Annotated in this window: 17 protein-coding genes and 1 tRNA gene; 11 read left to right on the top strand and 7 right to left on the bottom strand. The window is 68.7% G+C overall.

Annotation, left to right across the window (positions count from 1 at the left end):
- Nucleotides 1-25: 25 nt before the first annotated feature.
- Both FHU36_RS15150 and sp36 read right to left on the bottom strand, forming a co-directional pair.
- A complete protein-coding gene (locus FHU36_RS15150; protein WP_185084306.1) occupies nucleotides 26-484 on the bottom strand; it encodes a RidA family protein in 459 nt (152 codons plus the stop codon).
- The gene (sp36, locus tag FHU36_RS15145) at nucleotides 481-636 is read right to left on the bottom strand and encodes a Sp36 family protein (protein WP_165959776.1); all 156 of its coding nucleotides are present in this window, start codon (nucleotides 634-636) and stop codon (nucleotides 481-483) included. Before sp36 ends, FHU36_RS15150 begins: the two co-directional genes overlap by 4 nt.
- 78 nt (nucleotides 637-714) lie before the next feature.
- Here sp36 and bagA point away from each other — a divergent pair, with 78 nt between their 5' ends.
- Both bagA and bagB read left to right on the top strand, forming a co-directional pair.
- Nucleotides 715-1,716 carry an ATPase BagA gene (gene bagA / locus FHU36_RS15140; protein WP_185084305.1) on the top strand — a complete coding sequence of 334 codons (1,002 nt, stop codon included), beginning with the start codon at nucleotides 715-717 and terminating at the stop codon, nucleotides 1,714-1,716.
- Complete coding sequence (bagB, locus tag FHU36_RS15135; RefSeq protein WP_185084304.1) at nucleotides 1,713-2,840, top strand: ATPase BagB; 1,128 nt, start codon at nucleotides 1,713-1,715, stop codon at nucleotides 2,838-2,840. The genes bagA and bagB overlap by 4 nt, the downstream gene beginning before the upstream one ends.
- A 40-nt stretch (nucleotides 2,841-2,880) precedes the next feature.
- On the opposite strand, the gene FHU36_RS15130 is transcribed toward bagB, so the two are convergent.
- A complete protein-coding gene (locus tag FHU36_RS15130; protein ID WP_036326687.1) occupies nucleotides 2,881-3,177 on the bottom strand; it encodes a WhiB family transcriptional regulator in 297 nt (98 codons plus the stop codon).
- Nucleotides 3,178-3,455: 278 nt separating this feature from the next.
- On the opposite strand from FHU36_RS15130, the gene FHU36_RS15125 reads away from it, so the two are divergent.
- Nucleotides 3,456-5,654 (top strand): transglycosylase domain-containing protein, encoded by a 2,199-nt coding sequence (locus tag FHU36_RS15125; protein WP_312891599.1) that lies wholly within the window; start codon nucleotides 3,456-3,458, stop codon nucleotides 5,652-5,654.
- A gap of 85 nt (nucleotides 5,655-5,739) precedes the next feature.
- Here FHU36_RS15125 and FHU36_RS15120 read toward each other — a convergent pair whose 3' ends face one another.
- Nucleotides 5,740-6,195 carry a GatB/YqeY domain-containing protein gene (locus FHU36_RS15120; RefSeq protein WP_185084302.1) on the bottom strand — a complete coding sequence of 152 codons (456 nt, stop codon included), beginning with the start codon at nucleotides 6,193-6,195 and terminating at the stop codon, nucleotides 5,740-5,742.
- A gap of 89 nt (nucleotides 6,196-6,284) precedes the next feature.
- Between FHU36_RS15120 and FHU36_RS15115 the strand changes: the two genes are divergently transcribed.
- Complete coding sequence (locus FHU36_RS15115; RefSeq protein WP_185084840.1) at nucleotides 6,285-7,148, top strand: metallophosphoesterase; 864 nt, start codon at nucleotides 6,285-6,287, stop codon at nucleotides 7,146-7,148.
- 61 nt (nucleotides 7,149-7,209) lie between these two features.
- Nucleotides 7,210-7,283 (top strand) — tRNA-Pro (locus tag FHU36_RS15110).
- Nucleotides 7,284-7,397: 114 nt separating this feature from the next.
- Here the strand turns inward: FHU36_RS15110 and FHU36_RS43505 are convergent.
- Nucleotides 7,398-7,877, bottom strand: coding sequence for a site-specific integrase (locus FHU36_RS43505; RefSeq protein ID WP_312891598.1), 480 nt, complete (start codon nucleotides 7,875-7,877; stop codon nucleotides 7,398-7,400).
- Complete coding sequence (locus tag FHU36_RS43500; RefSeq protein ID WP_246502050.1) at nucleotides 7,874-8,569, bottom strand: tyrosine-type recombinase/integrase; 696 nt, start codon at nucleotides 8,567-8,569, stop codon at nucleotides 7,874-7,876. Before FHU36_RS43500 ends, FHU36_RS43505 begins: the two co-directional genes overlap by 4 nt.
- Between FHU36_RS43500 and FHU36_RS46805 the strand changes: the two genes are divergently transcribed.
- From FHU36_RS46805 to FHU36_RS15085, 4 genes are all read left to right on the top strand, one after another.
- Entirely contained in the window at nucleotides 8,518-9,030 is a 513-nt protein-coding gene (locus FHU36_RS46805; protein ID WP_221495897.1) for a transposase, read from the top strand. The genes FHU36_RS43500 and FHU36_RS46805 overlap by 52 nt on opposite strands.
- A gap of 716 nt (nucleotides 9,031-9,746) precedes the next feature.
- Entirely contained in the window at nucleotides 9,747-12,695 is a 2,949-nt protein-coding gene (locus FHU36_RS46320) for an NPCBM/NEW2 domain-containing protein (protein WP_185084300.1), read from the top strand.
- A gap of 590 nt (nucleotides 12,696-13,285) precedes the next feature.
- Nucleotides 13,286-14,059 carry a class I SAM-dependent methyltransferase gene (locus tag FHU36_RS15090; RefSeq protein ID WP_221495896.1) on the top strand — a complete coding sequence of 258 codons (774 nt, stop codon included), beginning with the start codon at nucleotides 13,286-13,288 and terminating at the stop codon, nucleotides 14,057-14,059.
- 53 nt (nucleotides 14,060-14,112) lie between these two features.
- Nucleotides 14,113-15,198 (top strand): WD40 repeat domain-containing protein, encoded by a 1,086-nt coding sequence (locus tag FHU36_RS15085; protein ID WP_185084299.1) that lies wholly within the window; start codon nucleotides 14,113-14,115, stop codon nucleotides 15,196-15,198.
- A 94-nt stretch (nucleotides 15,199-15,292) separates the two neighbouring features.
- Here the strand turns inward: FHU36_RS15085 and FHU36_RS15080 are convergent, their stop codons facing one another.
- Entirely contained in the window at nucleotides 15,293-16,219 is a 927-nt protein-coding gene (locus tag FHU36_RS15080) for an MBL fold metallo-hydrolase (protein ID WP_185084298.1), read from the bottom strand.
- Nucleotides 16,220-16,421: 202 nt separating this feature from the next.
- On the opposite strand from FHU36_RS15080, the gene FHU36_RS15075 reads away from it, so the two are divergent.
- Together FHU36_RS15075 and FHU36_RS15070 are read left to right on the top strand one after the other, a co-directional pair.
- Complete coding sequence (locus FHU36_RS15075) at nucleotides 16,422-17,213, top strand: alpha/beta fold hydrolase (RefSeq protein WP_185084297.1); 792 nt, start codon at nucleotides 16,422-16,424, stop codon at nucleotides 17,211-17,213.
- A 4-nt stretch (nucleotides 17,214-17,217) separates the two neighbouring features.
- Complete coding sequence (locus FHU36_RS15070; protein WP_185084295.1) at nucleotides 17,218-18,348, top strand: PP2C family protein-serine/threonine phosphatase; 1,131 nt, start codon at nucleotides 17,218-17,220, stop codon at nucleotides 18,346-18,348.
- Nucleotides 18,349-18,422 lie beyond the last annotated feature (74 nt).

Raw genomic sequence — 18,422 nt, 5'->3', positions numbered from 1 at the left:
CAGCCGGTCAGGATCCGGCGGCCGGTCAGGACACCTCGGCGATGAGCTCCACCTCGACGGGGGCGTCCAGCGGCAGGGCGGCCACGCCGACCGCGCTGCGCGCGTGCTTGCCCGCCTCGCCGAACACCTCGCCGAGCAGCTCGCTGGCGCCGTTGGCCACCTGCGGGTGCCCGGTGAAGTCGGGAGCGCTGGCCACGAACACGACCGCCTTGACGACCCGGACGATCCTCCCCAGGTCACCGACCTCCGACTTCAGCGCCGCCAGCGCGTTCAGCGCGCAGATGCGGGCCAGCTCCTTGCCTTCGTCGACGGTCAGCTCGGCGCCCAGCTTGCCGGTGCGCGCCAGCTTGCCGTCCACCATGGGGACCTGGCCGGAGGTGTAGACGAGGTCGCCGGTACGGACGGCCGGCACGTAGGCGGCCAGCGGCGGCACCACCTCGGGCAGCGTCAGACCGAGGTCGGCGAGCTTCTGCTCGGGCGTCACTGCTTCTCCCTCTTGAAGTAGGCGACCAGCTGCTCGGGCGTGGCGCCCTGCAGGATCTGGACCAGCTCCCAGCCGTCGGCGCCGAAGTTGTCGAGGATCATCTTGGTGTTGTGGATCAGCACGGGGGCCGTGAGGTACTCCCATTTCTTCATGGGGCTCAGCGTAGTGTGAGCAATGTCAAAGGGCAGGCGTCGGCCTGCCGCAAGTGACCGTTCGGTAGCCTCGAAAACGTGGAGTCTCGGGACACCGATTGGGATGGCGTGCGGCTGCACGTCGTCACCGGCAAGGGCGGCACCGGCAAGACCACGGTGGCCGCCGCCCTCGCGCTGGCGCTGGCCTCGGGCGGGCGCAAGGTGCTGCTGGTGGAGGTCGAGGGCAGGCAGGGCATCGCCCAGATCTTCGACCTGCCGCCGCTGCCGTACGAGGAGCGCAAGATCGCCGTGGCGCCGTCGGGCGGCGACGTCTACGCGCTGGCCGTCGATCCCGAGGAGGCCATGCTCGAGTACATGGAGATGTTCTACGGGATGCGCCGCGCCGGCCGGGCGCTGACCAAGATGGGCATCGTCGACTTCGCGACCACCGTCGCGCCCGGCTTCCGCGACGTGCTCGTCACGGGCAAGACGACGGAGGCCGTGCGCCGGCGCGGCAAGAACGGCAGGCGGGTCTACGACGCCGTCGTGCTCGACGCCCCGCCGACCGGCCGCATCACCCGTTTTCTCAACGTCACCCAGGAGGTGGCGGGCCTGGCCAAGGTCGGGCCGATCAAGCATCACTCCGACCTGGTGAGCGGCGTGGTGAAGTCACCCGAGACGGCGGTGCACTTCGTCACGCTCCTGGAGGAGATGCCGGTTCAGGAAACGCTCGACGGCATCGAGGAGTTGCGCGCGGCGGGCCTGCCGCCCGGCGGCGTCTTCATCAACATGGTGCGCGAATCCCAGCTCCCGCAGGCCGCTCTTGACTCGGCTGTCAGGGGCGGGTTCGACGTCGCCGAACTGACTCTCGGACTCAAGGCGGCCGGGCTGGCCGACGGGACCGACGCCGCCACGGTCGCCGAGGCGCTGGCCGAGGAGGTCGTCGAGCACGCCCGCCGGACCGAGATCGAGCACGGCGAGCGCGAGTCGCTGGAGCAGGCGTCGCTGCCCCGCTACGAGCTGCCGCTCCTCGCCGACGGCGTCGACCTGGCCGGCCTGTACGAGCTGGCCGAGAGCATCCGCACCCAGGGAGCATCGTGAAGAAGCCCGCCCGCCTCGACCTCGACGCGATCGTCGACGACCCGGGCACGCGGATCATCGTCTGCTGCGGAGCCGGCGGCGTGGGCAAGACCACGACGGCCGCCGCGCTCGGCCTGCGTGCCGCCGAACGGGGCAGGTGCGCGGTCGTGCTGACCGTGGACCCGGCCAGGCGGCTGGCCCAGTCGATGGGCCTCACCGAGCTGGACAACACGCCGCGCCTGGTCAGCTCGCACGAGAGCGGCGGCCAGCTCTACGCCATGATGCTCGACATGAAGCGCACGTTCGACGAGATCATCGAGGCGCACGCCGACCCCGAGCGGGCCCGGCAGATCCTGTCGAACCCCTTCTACCAGTCGCTGTCGTCCAGCTTCGCCGGCACACAGGAGTACATGGCCATGGAGAAGCTCGGCCAGCTCCGCCGCTCCGACGAGTGGGACCTGATCGTGGTCGACACCCCGCCGTCGCGCTCGGCGCTCGACTTCCTCGACGCGCCCGAGCGGCTCGGCAGGTTTCTCGACGGCAAGTTCATCCGCCTGCTGACCGCCCCCGCCAAGGCGGGCGGGCGCAACGCTTTCCGGCTGCTCAACGCCGGGTTCGGGCTGGTGGCGGGCGCCATGACCAAGCTGCTCGGCGCGCAGGTGCTCAAGGACCTGCAGACGTTCGTCTCCGCGCTGGACGCCGTCTTCGGCGGGTTCAGGCAGCGCGCCGAGATGACCTACAAGCTGTTGCAGGCGCCCGGCACCGCGTTCGTCGTCGTGGCCGTGCCCGAGCGTGACGCGATGCGCGAGGCGTCCTACTTCGTCGAACGGCTGGCCGAGGAGCGCATGCCCCTCGCCGGCCTGGTGGTCAACCGGGTGCACGAGTCACCCGCGCCGACGCTGTCCGCGGCCCGGAGCGCCGCCGCGGCCGAGGACCTGGAGTCGCGGCGCGAGCACGAGCTGACCGCTGCCGTGCTGCGGCTACACACCGGCAGGATGCAACTCGCGGCTCGCGAGCACCGGGAGCAGGAGCACTTCGTCTCCGCGCACCCGACGGTCCCGGTCGTCCAGGTCCGCGCCATGTCCGAGGACGTCCACGACCTGACGGGTCTGCGCCGGATCGGGGAGCTCCTGGCAGGCACATGAGTACGGCCGGCGTGGTACGCCGGCCGTACTCGCGGGCCGGTCAGCCCGCGATCAGCTCATTGGTGCGTTCGTACTCTTCCTTGGCGGACTCAAGCAGGTCGCGCCATGAGTCCACGTCCGGCCGCCGCCTCAGCAGCGCCCGACGCTCGCGTTCGGTCATACCGCCCCACACCCCGAACTCGATGCGGTTGTCCAGCGCATCGGCGAGGCATTCGGTACGGACCGGGCATCCTCGGCAGATCAGCTTTGCCCTGTTCTGAGCGGCCCCCTGGACGAACAGTGCGTCCGGGTCCGCACCTCGACAGGCGGCACGGGAGGTCCAATCCGTGATCCACATTTTTCGACCCCACTCCCCTTAGGTGGTCAGTCGTCATTTGGGGCCGACGGGCGCGGGCGCCGAGCCTCCGTATTCAGTTGCCGCAGGGAGAACGTACGCAACGAGACGTTCGGGCCGACAGACCCCAGAGGACCAATTTCTCGCGCCAGTGTTGACCGGGAATGACTAGTCACCCCTACCAGTCAAGGCGAAATGGGGCCCAGTTACCGATAAGGCCACTCTTTCGACGTACCCTTGGTGCTGTGCAAGCTCAGGGTAAAGATCGTTCCTCTCCGATCGTGAACGTCGTGCGCCTGATCGCCGCCGGAGCGGCCGCAGGCGTGCTCACGGCTGCCGTGGCGCTGCCCGCCGTCGGCGGCGCCGGCGTCGCCGCCAAGAGCGGGATGGAACAGCTCAACCTGAAGCCGGAGCCGCTCGACGAGCCTCCGCTCTCGGAGCGCACCCTGCTGCGCGACGCCAACGGCAAGCAGATCGCGCGGTTCTACTTCGAAAACCGCGAGTCGGTGTCGCTCGACAAGGTCGCGCCCATCATGCGGACGGCGCTGATCTCGATCGAGGACTTCCGCTTCTACGAGCACGGCCCGATCGACATCGAGGGCACGGCCCGCGCCCTGCTCAAGAACATGACCACCGGCGGCGTGGCGCAGGGCGGCTCGTCGATCACCCAGCAGTACGTCAAGCAGGTGCTGATCAACGCCGCCGAGACGCCCGAGGAGGTGCAGGCGGCGCAGGCCCCGACGGTGGCGCGCAAGCTCAAGGAGTTGCGCCACGCCATGGCGATCGAGAGCAAGTACTCCAAGGACCAGGTCCTGGAGAAGTACCTCAACATCGCCTACTTCGGCGCCGGCGCCCACGGCATCCAGGCCGCGGCCAAGCGGTTCTTCGGCAAGCCCGCCTCCGAGCTCAGCCTCGTCCAGGCCGCCACCCTCGCCGGAGCCGTCCAGAACCCCGACCGGACCGACCCCAACCGCGGCAAGAAGGCCCAGCAGGCCCTGGTCGAACGGCGCAACACCGTGCTCGACAGGATGGCCGAGCTGGGCAAGATCACCCCGCAGCAGGCGGCCGAGGCCAAGGCCAAGAAGCTCGGCTGGAAGGACACCGAGGTCCGCGGCGGCTGCGAGGAGAGCGAGTACCCGTACTTCTGCCTCTACGTCCAGCACGAGATCCTCAACAACGAGAGCTTCGGCAAGACCCCGAAGGAGCGCCAGCGGCTCCTCCAGCGCGGCGGCCTGGACATCAAGACCACGATCGACCCCAAGATGCAGGCGGCCGCCGAGAAGGCGATCAAGAAGTACGTCAGCACCAAGGACAAGCCCGTCGCCTCGCAGGCCATGGTCGTGCCGGGCACCGGCGAGATCAAGGCCATGGCCGCCTCCCGCGCGTTCGGCCGCAGCAAGAAGAAGAACGAGATGAGCTACAACATCGTCGCCGACGCCAAGCACGGCGGCGGCGTCGGTTTCCAGCAGGGCTCGACCGCCAAGGCCTACACGCTGGCGGCGGCGCTGGAGAACGGCTTCAAGCTCAACGACGGCCTCGCGACCGGCTCCACCTACTACGCGCCGAGCTACAGCGCCTTCCGCGACTGCAAGGGCAACCGGGTCGGCGACCCCAAGCACCCGGTGCGCAACTCCAGTGAGGGCGGCGGCGGCTTCAAGACCCTGCAGACCGGCACCTGGGGCTCGGTCAACACCTTCTTCATGAAGCTGGAGGAGCGGGTCGGGCTGTGCAAGGTCATCGAGCTGTCCAAGCGCCTCGGCCTCAAGCGGGCCGACGGCAAGCCGCTCGGCGAGTACGAGACCTACACGCTCGGCATCAACGAGGTCGACCCGGTCACCGTGGCCAACTCCTACGCCGTCTTCGCCTCCCGCGGCCAGTACTGCAGGCCGCTGGCGATCACCGAGTACACGGACCGCGACGGCAAGGTCAAGCAGTTCAAGCCCAAGTGCGAGAAGGCCATGGACCCCGAGGTGGCCGACGCGGTGAGCAGCATCCTGTCCGGGGTGTTCACCAAGGGCACGATGCGGGAGGTCGGCGGCATCGGCAGGGACGCCGCGGGCAAGACCGGCACCACCGACGACTACACGGCGGCCTGGTTCGCCGGCTACACGCCCAACCTGGCCAGCGCGGTCAGCCTGGGCGACCCGCGCGGCGCCTTCAGCCACAAGCTGATCGGCGTCACCATCGGCGGGCGCTACTACGGCTACGTGTACGGCGCCTCGATCTCCGGCCGCATCTGGAAGGACTCCATGATCGGGGCGCTCAAGGGCGTCGAGGCGGCCGAGTTCACCGCCGCCGACCAGTCGCGCTTCGGCGGCTGCGGCACGGGCTGCGCGCCCAAGCGGAAGCAGGAGGAGCCGAGGGGCGAGGACGAGCCCGAGCTGGTCGACCAGCTCGACGACCAGTTCGACCGGCCCGGCAACGGCGAGGGCCGCGACAGGTCCGGCGACCGGGACAACCCGTTCGGCCGCCGCAACTGACCCACCGCGGGCCCGCGACCGGCCCCCGGGGCCACGACGGGCTCACCACGAGAGGCCTCCGCTCACCGGCGGAGGCCTCTTTCGCTCAGCTCGACAGGCGCGCGCGGACGGCCGCCGCGACCCGGCCGCCCTCGGCGCGCCCGGCGACCTTCGGGTTGACCACCTTCATCACCTGGCCCATCGCCTGCGGGTCCGACGCGCCCGTCTCGGCGACGGCCTCGTCGACCAGCTTCCGCAGCTCCTCGTCGGAGAGCTGCGCCGGAAGGTACTCCTCCAGCACGGCCTGCTCGGCCAGCTCGGCGTCGGCCTGCTCGGTGCGCCCCGCGCCGCGGAACGCCTCGGCCGCCTCCCGCCGCTTCTTGGCCTCCTTGGTCAGCACCTTGACGATCTCGTCGTCGGAGAGCTGCCGGGCCGCCTTGCCGGCGACCTCCTCGACGTTCACCGCCGCCAGGGCCATCCGAATCGTCCGCAGGCGTACCTCGTCGCGGCTCTTCAGCGAGGCCGTGAGGTCGGCCTTCAGCTTGTCCTTCAATGCGCTCATGCCGTCCATCTTGCCGTCTGGGCGGGCGGCCCGTGTCCACGGTCGGGCATCATGAGTACGTGAGGAAAGCCGTCGCTGTGCCACTGTCCATGCTGGGCCTGGGTCTCGCCGGGCTCGGTTACGCCTCGGTCGTCGAGCGCAACTGGTTCCGGCTGCGCCGTTTCGACGTGCCGGTCCTGCCGCCCGGCCGGCGCCCCGTGCGCATCCTCCACCTGTCCGACCTGCACCTGACGCCGCGCCGCAGCATGCTGATCAACTGGGTGCGCTCGCTCGGCTCGCTGGAGCCCGACCTGGTCGTCAACACCGGCGACTCGATCGCCCACCCGGAGGCCGTCCCGGCGCTGCTCCACGCGCTGGAGCCGCTGCTGTCGCGCCCCGGCCTGTTCGTCTACGGCTCCAACGACCTCTACGCCCCCAAGCCGAAGAACCCCGTCCGCTACCTGTGGCGCACCTCCAAGAACGACCGGCGCCAGTACGTCCCGTCCCTCCCCTGGGAGGAGCTCGGCGCGGGCATGGCGGCCGAGGGCTGGCTCGACATGAACAACACCACGGCCCGGATCAAGGTCGGCGACCTCGACGTGGCGGTGGCGGGCATCCACGACTCCCACATCGACCGCGACCGCTACGACCTGGTCGCCGGCCCGGCTCCGGCCGACGCCGACCTGCGCCTCGGGGTGATGCACTCGCCGGAGCCGCGCAACATGACCCGCTTCGCCGCCGACGGCTACGAACTGCTGCTGGCCGGCCACACCCACGGCGGCCAGCTCTGCATCCCCTTCTACGGCGCCCTGGTCACCAACTGCGGCATCGACCGGGCCCGCGTGAAGGGTCTGAGCCACCACGACTCGGCCTGGCTGCACGTCTCCGCCGGCCTCGGCACCTCGCCGTACGCCCCGGCCCGCTTCGCGTGTTTCCCGGAGGCTTCGCTGCTGACTCTCGTTCCGAGGCGCTGACGGTCACGAGCACCCCCGAAGTCCGCTAGACTTTCCCAAGCACGCGCAAGACGGTGTGCACCGGGGTGTAGCGCAGCTTGGCAGCGCGCTTCGTTCGGGACGAAGAGGTCGTGGGTTCAAATCCCGCCACCCCGACAGAATTTGGCCAGGTAGAGGGTCTGATCCGCTAAGCGGGTTGGGCCCTTTTCCGTTTCTGGAAGTCGATAGGAGCCAATCGGGGAGCCATCTCACTTGAACTCAACCCGTCGGCTAGTCACCGAAGATTGTGTTCATGGTGTGGGCGCCCTTGGTGATCACCGGCTTGAGCTGGTACCGGTAGACCGCTTCCGTGACGCTGGTGCCCGCGTGCCCAACGAGATCGGCGATGGTCTCGATGGGTACGCCCTGGTCACTCATGATGGAGACGAACGAGTGACGCAGTTCGCGGGGTGTCCAGCCGGTTCCGATCCCCGCGTTCTTGGTGATGTGTCGGAACACTCGCCGTACGTTCGCAGCATCCAGCGGAGTACCGACGCTCGTGCAGAACACCAAGTTGTGGTCTTGCCACGCCTCACCGGCCTTGAGCTTGTGGGCGGCTTGGCGTGCGTGGTGTTGCTTGAGGCTGTGAGCGGCGAGCGTGGGCAGTTCCAGCGTGCGCCGCGATTTGCGGGTCTTGGTGTCACCTCCTACTCGATCGGCGCGCCACACGTAGATGGCGAACCTCTTGTGCTTTAACCCGGCCTGGGTCACCGGCTGCCACTTTTGAGGCTCGGGATCCAGGCGACGACGTGGTCCCAGCGGAGCGCGCGGGCTTCCTCGGTGCGGATGCCCGTGGTGAGGCTGATTACCACGTACGCGTGCAGTTCAGACGACTCTGCGGCCTGAAGCACGGCTTCTGCCTGTTGCCGGGTGAGAGCCTTGCTGGGCCGCCCGTCCGTGCCCGTAGGCGTGGTGACCAGCTCGGCAACGTTCCTGAGCACCAGGTCACGCGCCTGAGCTTGTCTGATGGCCCGCTTCAAGACGCTATGGACGTCTCGTAGCGTCCGGGTGGCCAGGTCGCTTGAGAGCTCGTCAAGCCACTCGTCCACGTGGTCCGCACGTAGTTGCTGAAGCTTGATCTTGCCCAGCTTCGGGATTACGTGCGTCTCGGCGGGGATGCGCAGCTTGGTGATGGTTCCCTCAGAACGGCCCTTCAGGCCCTTGCTGAGCCAGTCGTTGACGGCATCTCGCACGGTGTAGGTCTCCGATGCGGTGACGCCGGTCTCAAGGTCTTTGACGGCCTTGATCAGCTTGTCCTTGACCGCAGTCTTGGTCTTAGCCTTTCGCTTGAGGCGCTGGCGCTTGCCGTCGGGGGCGAACCCGAGAGAGATGGGGCAAGCCGGGTTCCAAGATGCACGTCCTGTCCGACCGGTCCGGACTGCCCGTCGTGGTCGGTGTCTCATCTGGCAACACCCACGAGGGCGAAGCCCTCAAACCCATCGTGACTGAGCTCCAAACGAGACGCGACCCTCGCCACGGCAGATGCGTCAAGCCCGGCAAGCTCTACGCGGACAAGGCGTATGACCGCAATGACCTGCGCCGACGGCTGCGCGGCAAGCGCATCGCGGTTCGCATCGCGCGCAAGGGAGTCGAGTCCAGCCAGCGATTAGGCCGGCACCGGGGGGTGATCGAGCGGACCATGTCCTGGCTGATCGGTTATCGCCGGCCACCATCCGCTACGAACGCTACTCCGGCAACTACCTGGCCTTTCTCGGGCTCGCTGCCGCACTGTGCTGCTACAAGCGGTTCATCCGGCTCACCACATAGGACACGGTCTCAGACGGGCGTCCTTCCTTCCCCTTCGGGACCGAGCACAGGGCCACTACGTTCCGCTCGACCTTGTCCCGTGCCAACGCTCGCTTGATCGCGCGGTTCAGGCGGCCGTGGAGGCCCTGAAGGGTCCGGGTGCTAAGTGTCTTCGACTTGGTGGCGAGCCACTTGTCACATCTTCCGCGCTCAAGTCCCGCAGGTTCCGAGCGCCCAGGCCGGGGGTGATACGGGTCCTGCACAGGATCGTGCAGGTCTTCGCCGTGGCGGGGTCCAGACCGTTCAGGCTGGAGGCAGAGGCCGATCCAGTCATCCGAGTCGACGGTGCCATGCGCATCACTGAGTGCCATCCGCAAGAAGAGGCGAAAGTTTTCATTGAATTCGTGCAAGCCGCGGGAGTATCGTCGCCGTAGTCCCCCGCGGGAGATAGCTCATGAACCATCGTTCATTTCTCCAGCTCAGCGCGCTGACAGCGAGTGGCGCGTTGCTCTCGGCCTACGGATCGAGCACCCAACCGGCTCTGAAGGGTTCGGGAGCCGGTGCTGGCCAGCCGCCCTCCCAGGCAACGAAACCGGCGACACGCGAAGGCGGCTAGGGTCCGGAACGCCGACGACCAGCCCTGTCCCGGAACGATCCGCCCCCACAGACGGGCGGTCGAGGCCGACCGCTCTCGAAAGAACACCCCCCACCCGAAAGGATCGATCGCACATGCGTCGATTGGCCTGTGCCTTATCCGCCTTACTCGCATCAGTCGGCACCGCAGTCGCCGTTCCCCCCGCACCCGCGCTGGCGGCGACGGCGGCCGGTCCCTACGTGGTCGAAGTCGAGAACATGGCGCTGACCAACTTCTCGACGGAGACCGTGAACCACACCTGGAACGGCGCGTCCGTCGACAACGTCACCTACGCCAAGGGCGTGGCTGGACAGACGAGCACCGCCCGCACCGGCTTCACCGGCACCACGGGAACGTACGACCTCATCACGCGCTACAACGCCATGGCCGAGAACGGCGTGACGTACAAGATCTCCGTGAACTCCACCCCGGTTGACTCCTGGGCGACGGCCCGGCGGTGGGGCACCGACGACACCGACCCTAAGAACATCGATACCCGCACCACGAGCAAGATCGCGCTCAAGGCCGGTGACGTCATCGTGCTGACGGCCACCTCCGCCGGCGAGGTGCCGCGCGTTGACAAGATCACCATCCAGCAGTACGTCGGGCCGCCGACCAGCACGCTGACCATCAACTCACCGAACGCGACGCTGAACGACGGCTTCAACTGGGGCAAGGACCGGGCCCTGGGCATGACGTTCTACCCCGGCAACCCGATGATGGGCCACGAAGCCGAGTGGTGGCGCCTCAAGGATGCCACGCACACTGAGGTGCAGCCCGGCTACTGGGGCGCCTACACCAACCGCGAGTCCTTCTACAACCGGGACATCACCCACCAGTCCGACGGCGCGCACGCGCTCGGCCTGGACGCCGAGACCTTCAACATGTTCAAGACCTTCGCCGGCGACGCCGACGACCCGGGCCAGAACGGCTGGCCGCTGTGGGCGCACAGCTCCTACGGCGCCATGTACTACATCGACGGCACCGGCTTCCGCGAACTGCCCTCGCCGTTCAACCTGATGGCCAAGGCCTACAAGCAGTACCAGTGGACCGGCAACACGGACTGGATCAACGACCCGACCCTCTCCGCCTACTACGACTCAACCATGGGCGCGTTCCTGACCAATCACGAGGTGACCTGGAACGACGCCAACCCGGCCGACGAACAGCCGGTCCCGAAGAAGCAGCCCGGGGAGTACTTGGCGACCTACTTCGAGTTCCCGAACGAGAACCTCACCTCCGCAGGCGACTCACTCGGGTTCTACTACCAGTCGATGCTGGCCTACTCGGAGATCCTGAAGGCGAAGAGCGACAGCGCCGGCAGCTCAAAGTGGGCCAACCGCGCCCAGCGGGTCCGCGACTACTTCGAGAAGAACTGGTGGGACGCGTCGAACAACCGGTACCACCGTGGCAAGGACGCCGCCGGCACCGGCTACAGCAGCTGGGGGCACGAGGCCAGCTTCCTGATGATGCTCACCGGCCTCGGCGACTACGGCCCCCGGACTGACAGCTACCTCGACTTCATCGCCGCCAACGACGACGACCTGAACGTCGAGGCGACCTCCTACCTGCCGGAGATGTACTACCAGTACAACCGGTCCTCCGAGGGCTGGGCCTGGCTCAAGAAGCTCATGACCGGCCGCGACACCTACCCTGAGATCTCCTTCGCGACGGTCAGCAGCGTCATCGACGGCATGATGGGCGTGCAGCCGGACGCCCCGCACGACACGGTGGCGACCGTCTCGCGGTTGACGTCCGAGACGCCGTGGGTGGAGATCGACCACCTCAAGGTCGGCGACAACGACCTGAAGCTCAAGCACACCGGCACCAAGGCCTCCACGCTGACCAACAACTCCGGCGGCACCGTCACCTGGAAAGCCCAGTTCTACGGCACCCCTGCCACGATCACCGTGAACGGCACCCCTCACACCCCGCAGACCAAGTCGCTGTACGGCAAGACGGTGTCCTACGTGACCGTGCCGGTGGCCGCCGGCGCGACCGTGACCGCGAACGCCGGGACCACCACGGGGGACATCACCGCACCCAGCGCGCCAACCGGGCTCACCGCGACCAACGTGACCTCGAAAAGCGTCGCCCTGACGTGGTCCGCGTCCACCGACGATGTCGCCGTGACGGGCTACAACGTCTACCGCGGCACCACGCTCGCCGGGTCATCGACCGGCACGAGTTTCACCGCGACCGGCCTGACGGCCTCGACGCCGTACACCTTCACCGTGAAGGCGGTCGACGCCGCCCAGAACATCTCCGAGGCCAGCAACGCCGTCACCGTCACCACCAGCGGAGACGGACAGGCCGTCGATCTGAGCGGCCTCACCTGGAGCAGCGCCAGAAGCGACTTCGGCACCGTCCAGAAGGACAAGAGCGTCGACGGGAACCCGATCAGACTGAACGGCACCAGCTACGCCAAAGGCCTGGGCATCCACGCCAACGGCAGCATCACCTACACCCTCAACGGCGCCTACTCCCGCTTCCAGTCGGACATCGGCGTCGACGACGAGGTCAACGCCAACTCGACCATGACCTTCCAAGTCTGGGGCGACGGCGTCAAGCTCTACCAGAGCCCGACCGTGATGACCCCGACCAGCCCGACCCAGTCCATCGACATCAGCATCGCCGGCGTGAAAACCCTGGAACTGAAGGTCACCGACGCCGGCGACGGCATCAACAGCGACCACGCCGACTGGGCCGCAGCCAAGCTCATCCAGCAGACACCTACCGCACTCAGCGGCCTCACCTGGAGCAGCGCCAGAAGCGACTTCGGCACCGTCCAGAAGGACAAGAGCGTCGACGGGAACCCGATCAGGCTGAACGGCACCAGCTACGCCAAAGGCCTGGGCATCCACGCCAACGGCAGCATCACCTACACCCTCAACGGCGCCTACTCCCGCTTCCAGTCGGACATCGGCGTCGACGACGAGGTCAACGCCAACTCGACCATGACCTTCCAAGTCTGGGGCGACGGCGTCAAGCTCTACCAGAGCCCGACCGTGATGACCCCGACCAGCCCGACCCAGTCCATCGACATCAGCATCGCCGGCGTGAAAACCCTGGAACTGAAGGTCACCGACGCCGGCGACGGCATCAACAGCGACCACGCCGACTGGGCCGCAGCCCAACTGCTCCGCTAACACCGACCCGCCAGCCGGCGGGCGCCCTACGGGCGACCCGTCGGCTTGTTACACCGCCGATCGCGTCCCCGCGCGGCTCGCCCACGCCGTCACCGGGCCCAGCGCGATCGCCAAGGGCCGCATCACCGCCATCGACTCCTCCCGAGCACTCGCGGCGCGCCCGGGTGGTGCTGGTGATGACGCACGAGAACGCGCCGCCGATGAAGCCCACCGGGGCATACTCCACGCTCAGGTCCCCGGTCGCTGCCACCGCCATGAGTCTGCCGATCATGAACGGACGGGTCTTCTGGCACGGCAAGCCGGTCGCGGTCGTCGTGACCGAGACCCAGGAGCAGGCCGAGCACGCGGCCCGGCAGTCGAGGTGCACTACGCGGCCGAACCCGCCGTCGTGGCGATGTCGGACGAGACCGCCCGCACGCCGGCCCATTCGGTGCTGGAGGATCCGTGCACGACACCCCGCAGTATCCCTACAGAGTGAAGGGGATGCTTGCCAGGGCGGCTTCTCGCATGCCGATCCGTATGGTGAACTGGCGATCAAGGGACATCCCGCGCAGCGGCACGACCCAGGCCACAGGCACGGTGCGGGGACGATGGGTGACATCGGAAAGGCAGTGTCGATGTCCGGCGCGCAGTTGTACGACACCATCGGGGCCGGCTACACCGGGACACGGCGCACCGAACCGCGCATCGCCGCGCGGATCTGGGACGCGCTCGGCGATGCCTGGACCGTGCTGAACGTCGGGGCGGGCACCGGGTCCTACGAGCCCCCCGACCGCCACGTCCTCGCGGTGGAGCCGTCGGCGCTCATGCGTTCGCAGCGCCTTCCGGACGCTGCGCCGTGCCTGGTCGGATCCGCCGAGAAGCTGCCGTTCGAGGACCAGTCCTTTGACGCCGCGATGGCTGTCTCCTCCGTTCATCACTGGCAGGACGCGATCGCCGGTCTGCGTGAGATGCGGCGCGTTGCTCGCCGCGTGGTGGTGTTCACGCACGACACCAGTGACACCGGATGGCTCCGTCGGTTCTGGCTCACCCGCGACTACCTGCCTGAGTTCTCGGACCTCCTTGCCGGCCGGCCTTCGGTGACCGAGCTGGCCGACGCGATCGGAGCCCGGACGGAACCGGTGCTCATTCCGTGGGACTGCGCCGACGGCTTCTTCGAGGCCTACTGGCGCCGGCCGGAGGCGTACCTGGACGACCACGTCCGTCGCGGGATGTCGGTGTGGGCCAGGGTCGGGCCGGAGGCCGAGCAGCGCGCGGTGCGCAGCCTCCGGAACGACCTCGCATCCGGTCGGTGGGCCGTACGCAACCGAGACCTCGTCGATCTCGACGCGGCAGAGCTCGGCCTTCGCCTGCTGATCGCCTGAAGCCGCTTTTCGTGGTGGCCGGCGTGTCGGTGCCATGGACTACGGTCCTGCGCATGAGTGATCATCGAGTCCTGCGTTCCTTCCACGACCCGGAGGACGACGCCGTCCACGCCCTTGCCCCGCTCGTCCTGGACGGCGTTCCGGCGGTGATCGGCAAACACGGCGACGGCGCCCTGTGGACCTGCGACCTGACCACGGGTGAACGCGTCGCACGCTCCATCGATCTCGACAGCGCCGCGCCCGAGGATCCGGCCCCCGACGCCGAAGGGACCATCTGGGACCGGGACGACGAGGACCTCGATGACGAGGAGGGCGAGGCGGACGCGGACGAGGTCGTCTCCCGGCTCACTGCGGCGAGCCTCGACGGCCGTCCGGTGATCGTGACCGGCGGCGGCCGGTTCGACCTGACCTCCCTGCTTGGTGAGGACTACCTGGGCGGCGCCGTCCGCTGCTGGGACGTGGCCACCGGCGAGAAGATCGGCAAGACCGTGACCGGACATGGCCTGGGTGTCACCGCTCTGGCCGTCCTCCCCTCCGAACGCGGACCGCTGGTGCTCAGCAGCAGCGAGGAGGGGGTGCTGCTCATCTCAGCGCTCGCCTCCGGCGAGCGCGTCGCGGAGATCCCGGGCGGCTACAACGGCGTGATGAGCGCCGCTGTCGTGGATGGGCGCCCGCTGGCCGTCACCGGCGGTCAGGACTCCCACGTCGAGGTGTGGGACGTGCTCACCGGGCAGGCCGTGGGCGGCCCTCGGCAGACCGGCGGCCACGTCTCCGCCCTCGCGGTGACCGAGCTGGCCGGCCGTGCCGTGTTCCTCACCGGCGGTGGCGACAACCTGCTGTGGATCTGGGACCTGACCACCGGCCGGCCGTTCGGGGCACCGATGTCCGGGCATGCCGACGCCATCCAGAACATCACCCTGACGCGGCTCGGCGGGCGTCTGCTCGCCGTCACCGAGGCCGGCGAGGAACCACCCCGGATCTGGGACCTCGCCCGAGCCGAACAGCTCGGCGGTGCGCTGGCCGTCCCTGGCGAGCAGGTCCCGACAGCCATGACCGCCACTGAGATCAACGGCGAGCCCGTCGTCGTGACCGGTCATGACGAGGGCACCATCCGAGTCTGGAGTATCTCGGCCGGGTGACCGGCGGCTGACGACGCGCGCTCGGTGAAGGGTTGAACACCACCCCACGCCCTCCCCGGAGCGTATGGCGTCCGGGCCGTGGCCGGCGGGCTGATCAGTGTTGGTGCTGTTCGGGCAGGTGGCTCTCGGGGTGGGCCCACACCAGCACGTTCGTCAGGTTCTCGCGTTCGAAGAAGGCGAGAACCTCCCGGTCTGAGTAGCGCAGGCTGAAATGGGTCAGCACGAAGAGGGTGTCCGGGTGCGCCTGGACGTACGGCCTGAGCCGGCTCCACACGGTGTGGCCGACGCGCCGGGCTCGCTCCAGTTCGGCATCGTCCAGATAGGTGCATTCGGTGATGATGACCGGATAGTCGAAGATCCAGCGGCTGCGCCCGAGGGCGTCAGCGTGGGTGTCGCCGAGGTAGGCGAACAACGGCCGCTGGACCTGCCGGTCCACCGCGATGCCCTGCCTGCGCCTGCCGGCGATGAGCCGGCCGAACTCGGCGGGGTCGAGCGTCGCCTTGAGCTCCTCCATCTCCGGCAGGAGGGCTCGCCGGTTCTCGGCGACGCCATAGCCGACGCTGGGCACCTTGTGCTCGGTCTGGACGATCCGGACCGTGTGCGAGTCGTGCCTGCCGAAGGAGAACTCCTGGCCCGGCCGCACCCCGTGCACCCGGGCCTCCGCCGCGAGGGCCGGGGCGAAGGCGGCGACCTGGTTCAGTTCGGTGGTGGCGCGCAGGTAGCGGCGGACGTACGGTAACGCCTCCTCGGGCACGTAGATGTCGACTCCGGTCGGTCGTGTGGCGAGGAAGTCGAGGTCCTTGGAGTGGTCCAGATGCGTGTGCGTCAGCAGCACCGTGTCGACCTGACGGCCTTCGACCAGGCCGGCGTCCAGGGCGAGCTTAAGTTCGGGGACGTGGAAGAACGTCTTGTCGTTGGCGCGCGAACAGCCGGTGAGGGACAACCGGGTGCCGGGCAGCTTCCACGTCTTCCACTGCCGGAAGGGATGTCCGCGCTCCAGGCGCTCCGGACGGATGATCATGGCGAGAGGGTATCCATCCGGAACGCGACCGGCCTCCTGTTATTCACCAGGTGGCAGGTGGGCGGGCGAGCCACCTCGATGGGCCGCACCGGCCAGCAGGCCGGTTTGGCCGTCCATGACCGTTCTGCCTGTGCCGTGGGTGGCGGATGCTTGGCCGTTACTTGATGCCTTTGCAAGGATTCGCACAGCTATCCTCGGGATGATGACTGTGACGGTACGCAACCATGTCAACGTCTCCGGGCAACCGGACGGCAGGCCGGTGATGTTCGCCCATGGGTTCGGTTGCGACCAGAACATGTGGCGCCTGGTCGCCCCCGCCTTCGAGGCCGACCATCGGGTCGTCCTGTTCGACCTTGTCGGCGCCGGCCGGTCCGACCTGTCGGCCTACTCCCCCGAGCGCTACTCCAGCCTGCACGGCTACGCGCAGGACCTCCTGGACATCTGCCGTGAGCTGGACCTCACCGACATCGTCTTCGTCGGGCACTCCGTGAGCGCGCTCATCGGCGTGCTGGCCGCCAACGCCGAGCCCGAGCGGTTCGGCCGGCTGGTGCTCGTGGGGCCGTCGCCGCGCTACATCGACGACGAGGGCTACACGGGCGGGTTCAGCGCCGAGGACATCGAGGAGCTGCTGGAGTCGCTCGACAGCAACTACCTCGGCTGGTCCAGCGAGATGGCACCGGTCATCATGGGCAACCCTGACCGGCCGGAGCTCGGCGAGGAGCTGACCAACAGCTTCTGCCGCACCGACCCGCAGATCGCCAGGCAGTTCGCCCAGGTGACGTTCCTGTCCGACAACCGGGCCGACCTGTCCCGCTGCAAGATCCCGTCGCTGATCCTGCAGTGCGCGAACGACGCGATCGCGCCCGAGGCGGTCGGCCGCTACGTGCACGAGGCGATCCCCGGCAGCGAGCTGGTGATGATGCGCGCCACCGGCCACTGTCCCAACCTCAGCGCCCCGGAGGAGACGATCGCGGCGATCCGGGCCTTCCTGTGATCCCATGGACGTGACCGGCGGGTTCGAGGAGCTGTTCGAGGACGCGCCGTGCGGCTTCCTGGTCGCGGCGTCCGACGGCACGCTGCGGCGGGTCAACCACACCTTCTGCGAGCTGACCGGCCACCGGGCCGAGGATCTGGTCGGTCGCGCGCGGGTCCAGGACCTGCTCGTCGTGGGCGACCGGATCTACTACGAGACGCACTTCGCCCCGCTGCTCGCCCTGCAGTCCACGGTCCGGGAGATCGCCGTGGACTTCCGCCGCGCGGCCGGCGGCCGGCTGCCCGCGCTGCTGAACGCCGTGACGAAGGGCGACGCGGTGTGGATCTGCGTCTTCGCGGCGACGGACCGGCGCGGCTACGAACGCGAGCTGCTGCGGGCGCGGCAGCGGGCCGAGCAGTCCGAGAAGGAGGCCCACGAGCTGGCCCGGGTCCTGCAGGCCAGCTTCGTCCCGCCCGCCATGCCCGACATCGACGGCGTGGATCTGGCCGGCGTCTACCGGCCCGCCGGACGGGGTGAGGAGGTCGGCGGCGACTTCTACGACGTGTACGAGACGGCGGGCGGCTGGGCCGTGGTCCTCGGCGACGTGGAGGGCAAGGGCGTGGAGGCGGCCGTGGTGACGAGCCTCGCCCGCTACACCCTGCGTGCCGCCTCAGCACGCGACAGCGCCCCGTCGGCGTTGCTGTCCACCCTCAACGAGGCCGTCATCGACCGGGGCGCCGAACGCTTCCTCACCGCCGTCTACGCGCACCTGGCCATCACGCCGGGCGGCGGCTGCCGGCTCACGCTCGCGCTGGGCGGCCACCCGCCGCCCGTGCTCCTCACCTCGTCGGGCCTGTCCCGGATCGGCAGCCCCGGGACACTGCTCGGCGTGCTGCGCGTGCCGCAGCTGTGCGACGTGACCGTGGACGTCCATCCGGGCGAGGCGGTCGTCCTCTACACCGACGGGGTGATCGAGGGGCAGCGCGGCAGGGAGCTGTTCGGCGAGCGGCGGATGGAGGAGGCGCTGCTGGCGGCCAGGGGCGAGGACGCGGCCGGCATCGCCGCCGCCCTCCTCGACGAAGTCGCCGCCTTCCAGTCGGGCATGCTCAGCGACGACGTTGCCGTCGTGGTCCTCAAGGCCGGCGCGCCGGCCTGATCCGCGCCCGGTACGGCCATCACGTTGGCCTCAGCCCTCGCGAGCCGCGAGAATGGCGCGATGATCGCAGGAGA

Source organism: Nonomuraea muscovyensis (assembly GCF_014207745.1).
Classification (GTDB): Bacteria; Actinomycetota; Actinomycetes; order Streptosporangiales; family Streptosporangiaceae; genus Nonomuraea; species Nonomuraea muscovyensis.
The sequence above is the reverse complement of the archived record's forward strand: the minus strand, read 5'-3'. Positions and strand labels throughout refer to the sequence as shown.

Coding starts and splice junctions, on each gene's coding strand:
- sp36 (WP_165959776.1), bottom strand. CDS start 636: ATGAAGAAATGGGAGTACCTCACGGCCCCCGTGCTGATCCACAACACC.
- FHU36_RS15130 (WP_036326687.1), bottom strand. CDS start 3,177: ATGTGGATCACGGATTGGACCTCCCGTGCCGCCTGTCGAGGTGCGGAC.
- FHU36_RS15120 (WP_185084302.1), bottom strand. CDS start 6,195: ATGAGCGCATTGAAGGACAAGCTGAAGGCCGACCTCACGGCCTCGCTG.
- FHU36_RS15115 (WP_185084840.1), top strand. CDS start 6,285: ATGCTGGGCCTGGGTCTCGCCGGGCTCGGTTACGCCTCGGTCGTCGAG.
- FHU36_RS46805 (WP_221495897.1), top strand. CDS start 8,518: ATGCACGTCCTGTCCGACCGGTCCGGACTGCCCGTCGTGGTCGGTGTC.
- FHU36_RS43500 (WP_246502050.1), bottom strand. CDS start 8,569: ATGAGACACCGACCACGACGGGCAGTCCGGACCGGTCGGACAGGACGT.
- FHU36_RS15090 (WP_221495896.1), top strand. CDS start 13,286: ATGGGTGACATCGGAAAGGCAGTGTCGATGTCCGGCGCGCAGTTGTAC.
- FHU36_RS15085 (WP_185084299.1), top strand. CDS start 14,113: ATGAGTGATCATCGAGTCCTGCGTTCCTTCCACGACCCGGAGGACGAC.
- FHU36_RS15080 (WP_185084298.1), bottom strand. CDS start 16,219: ATGATCATCCGTCCGGAGCGCCTGGAGCGCGGACATCCCTTCCGGCAG.
- FHU36_RS15075 (WP_185084297.1), top strand. CDS start 16,422: ATGACTGTGACGGTACGCAACCATGTCAACGTCTCCGGGCAACCGGAC.
- FHU36_RS15070 (WP_185084295.1), top strand. CDS start 17,218: ATGGACGTGACCGGCGGGTTCGAGGAGCTGTTCGAGGACGCGCCGTGC.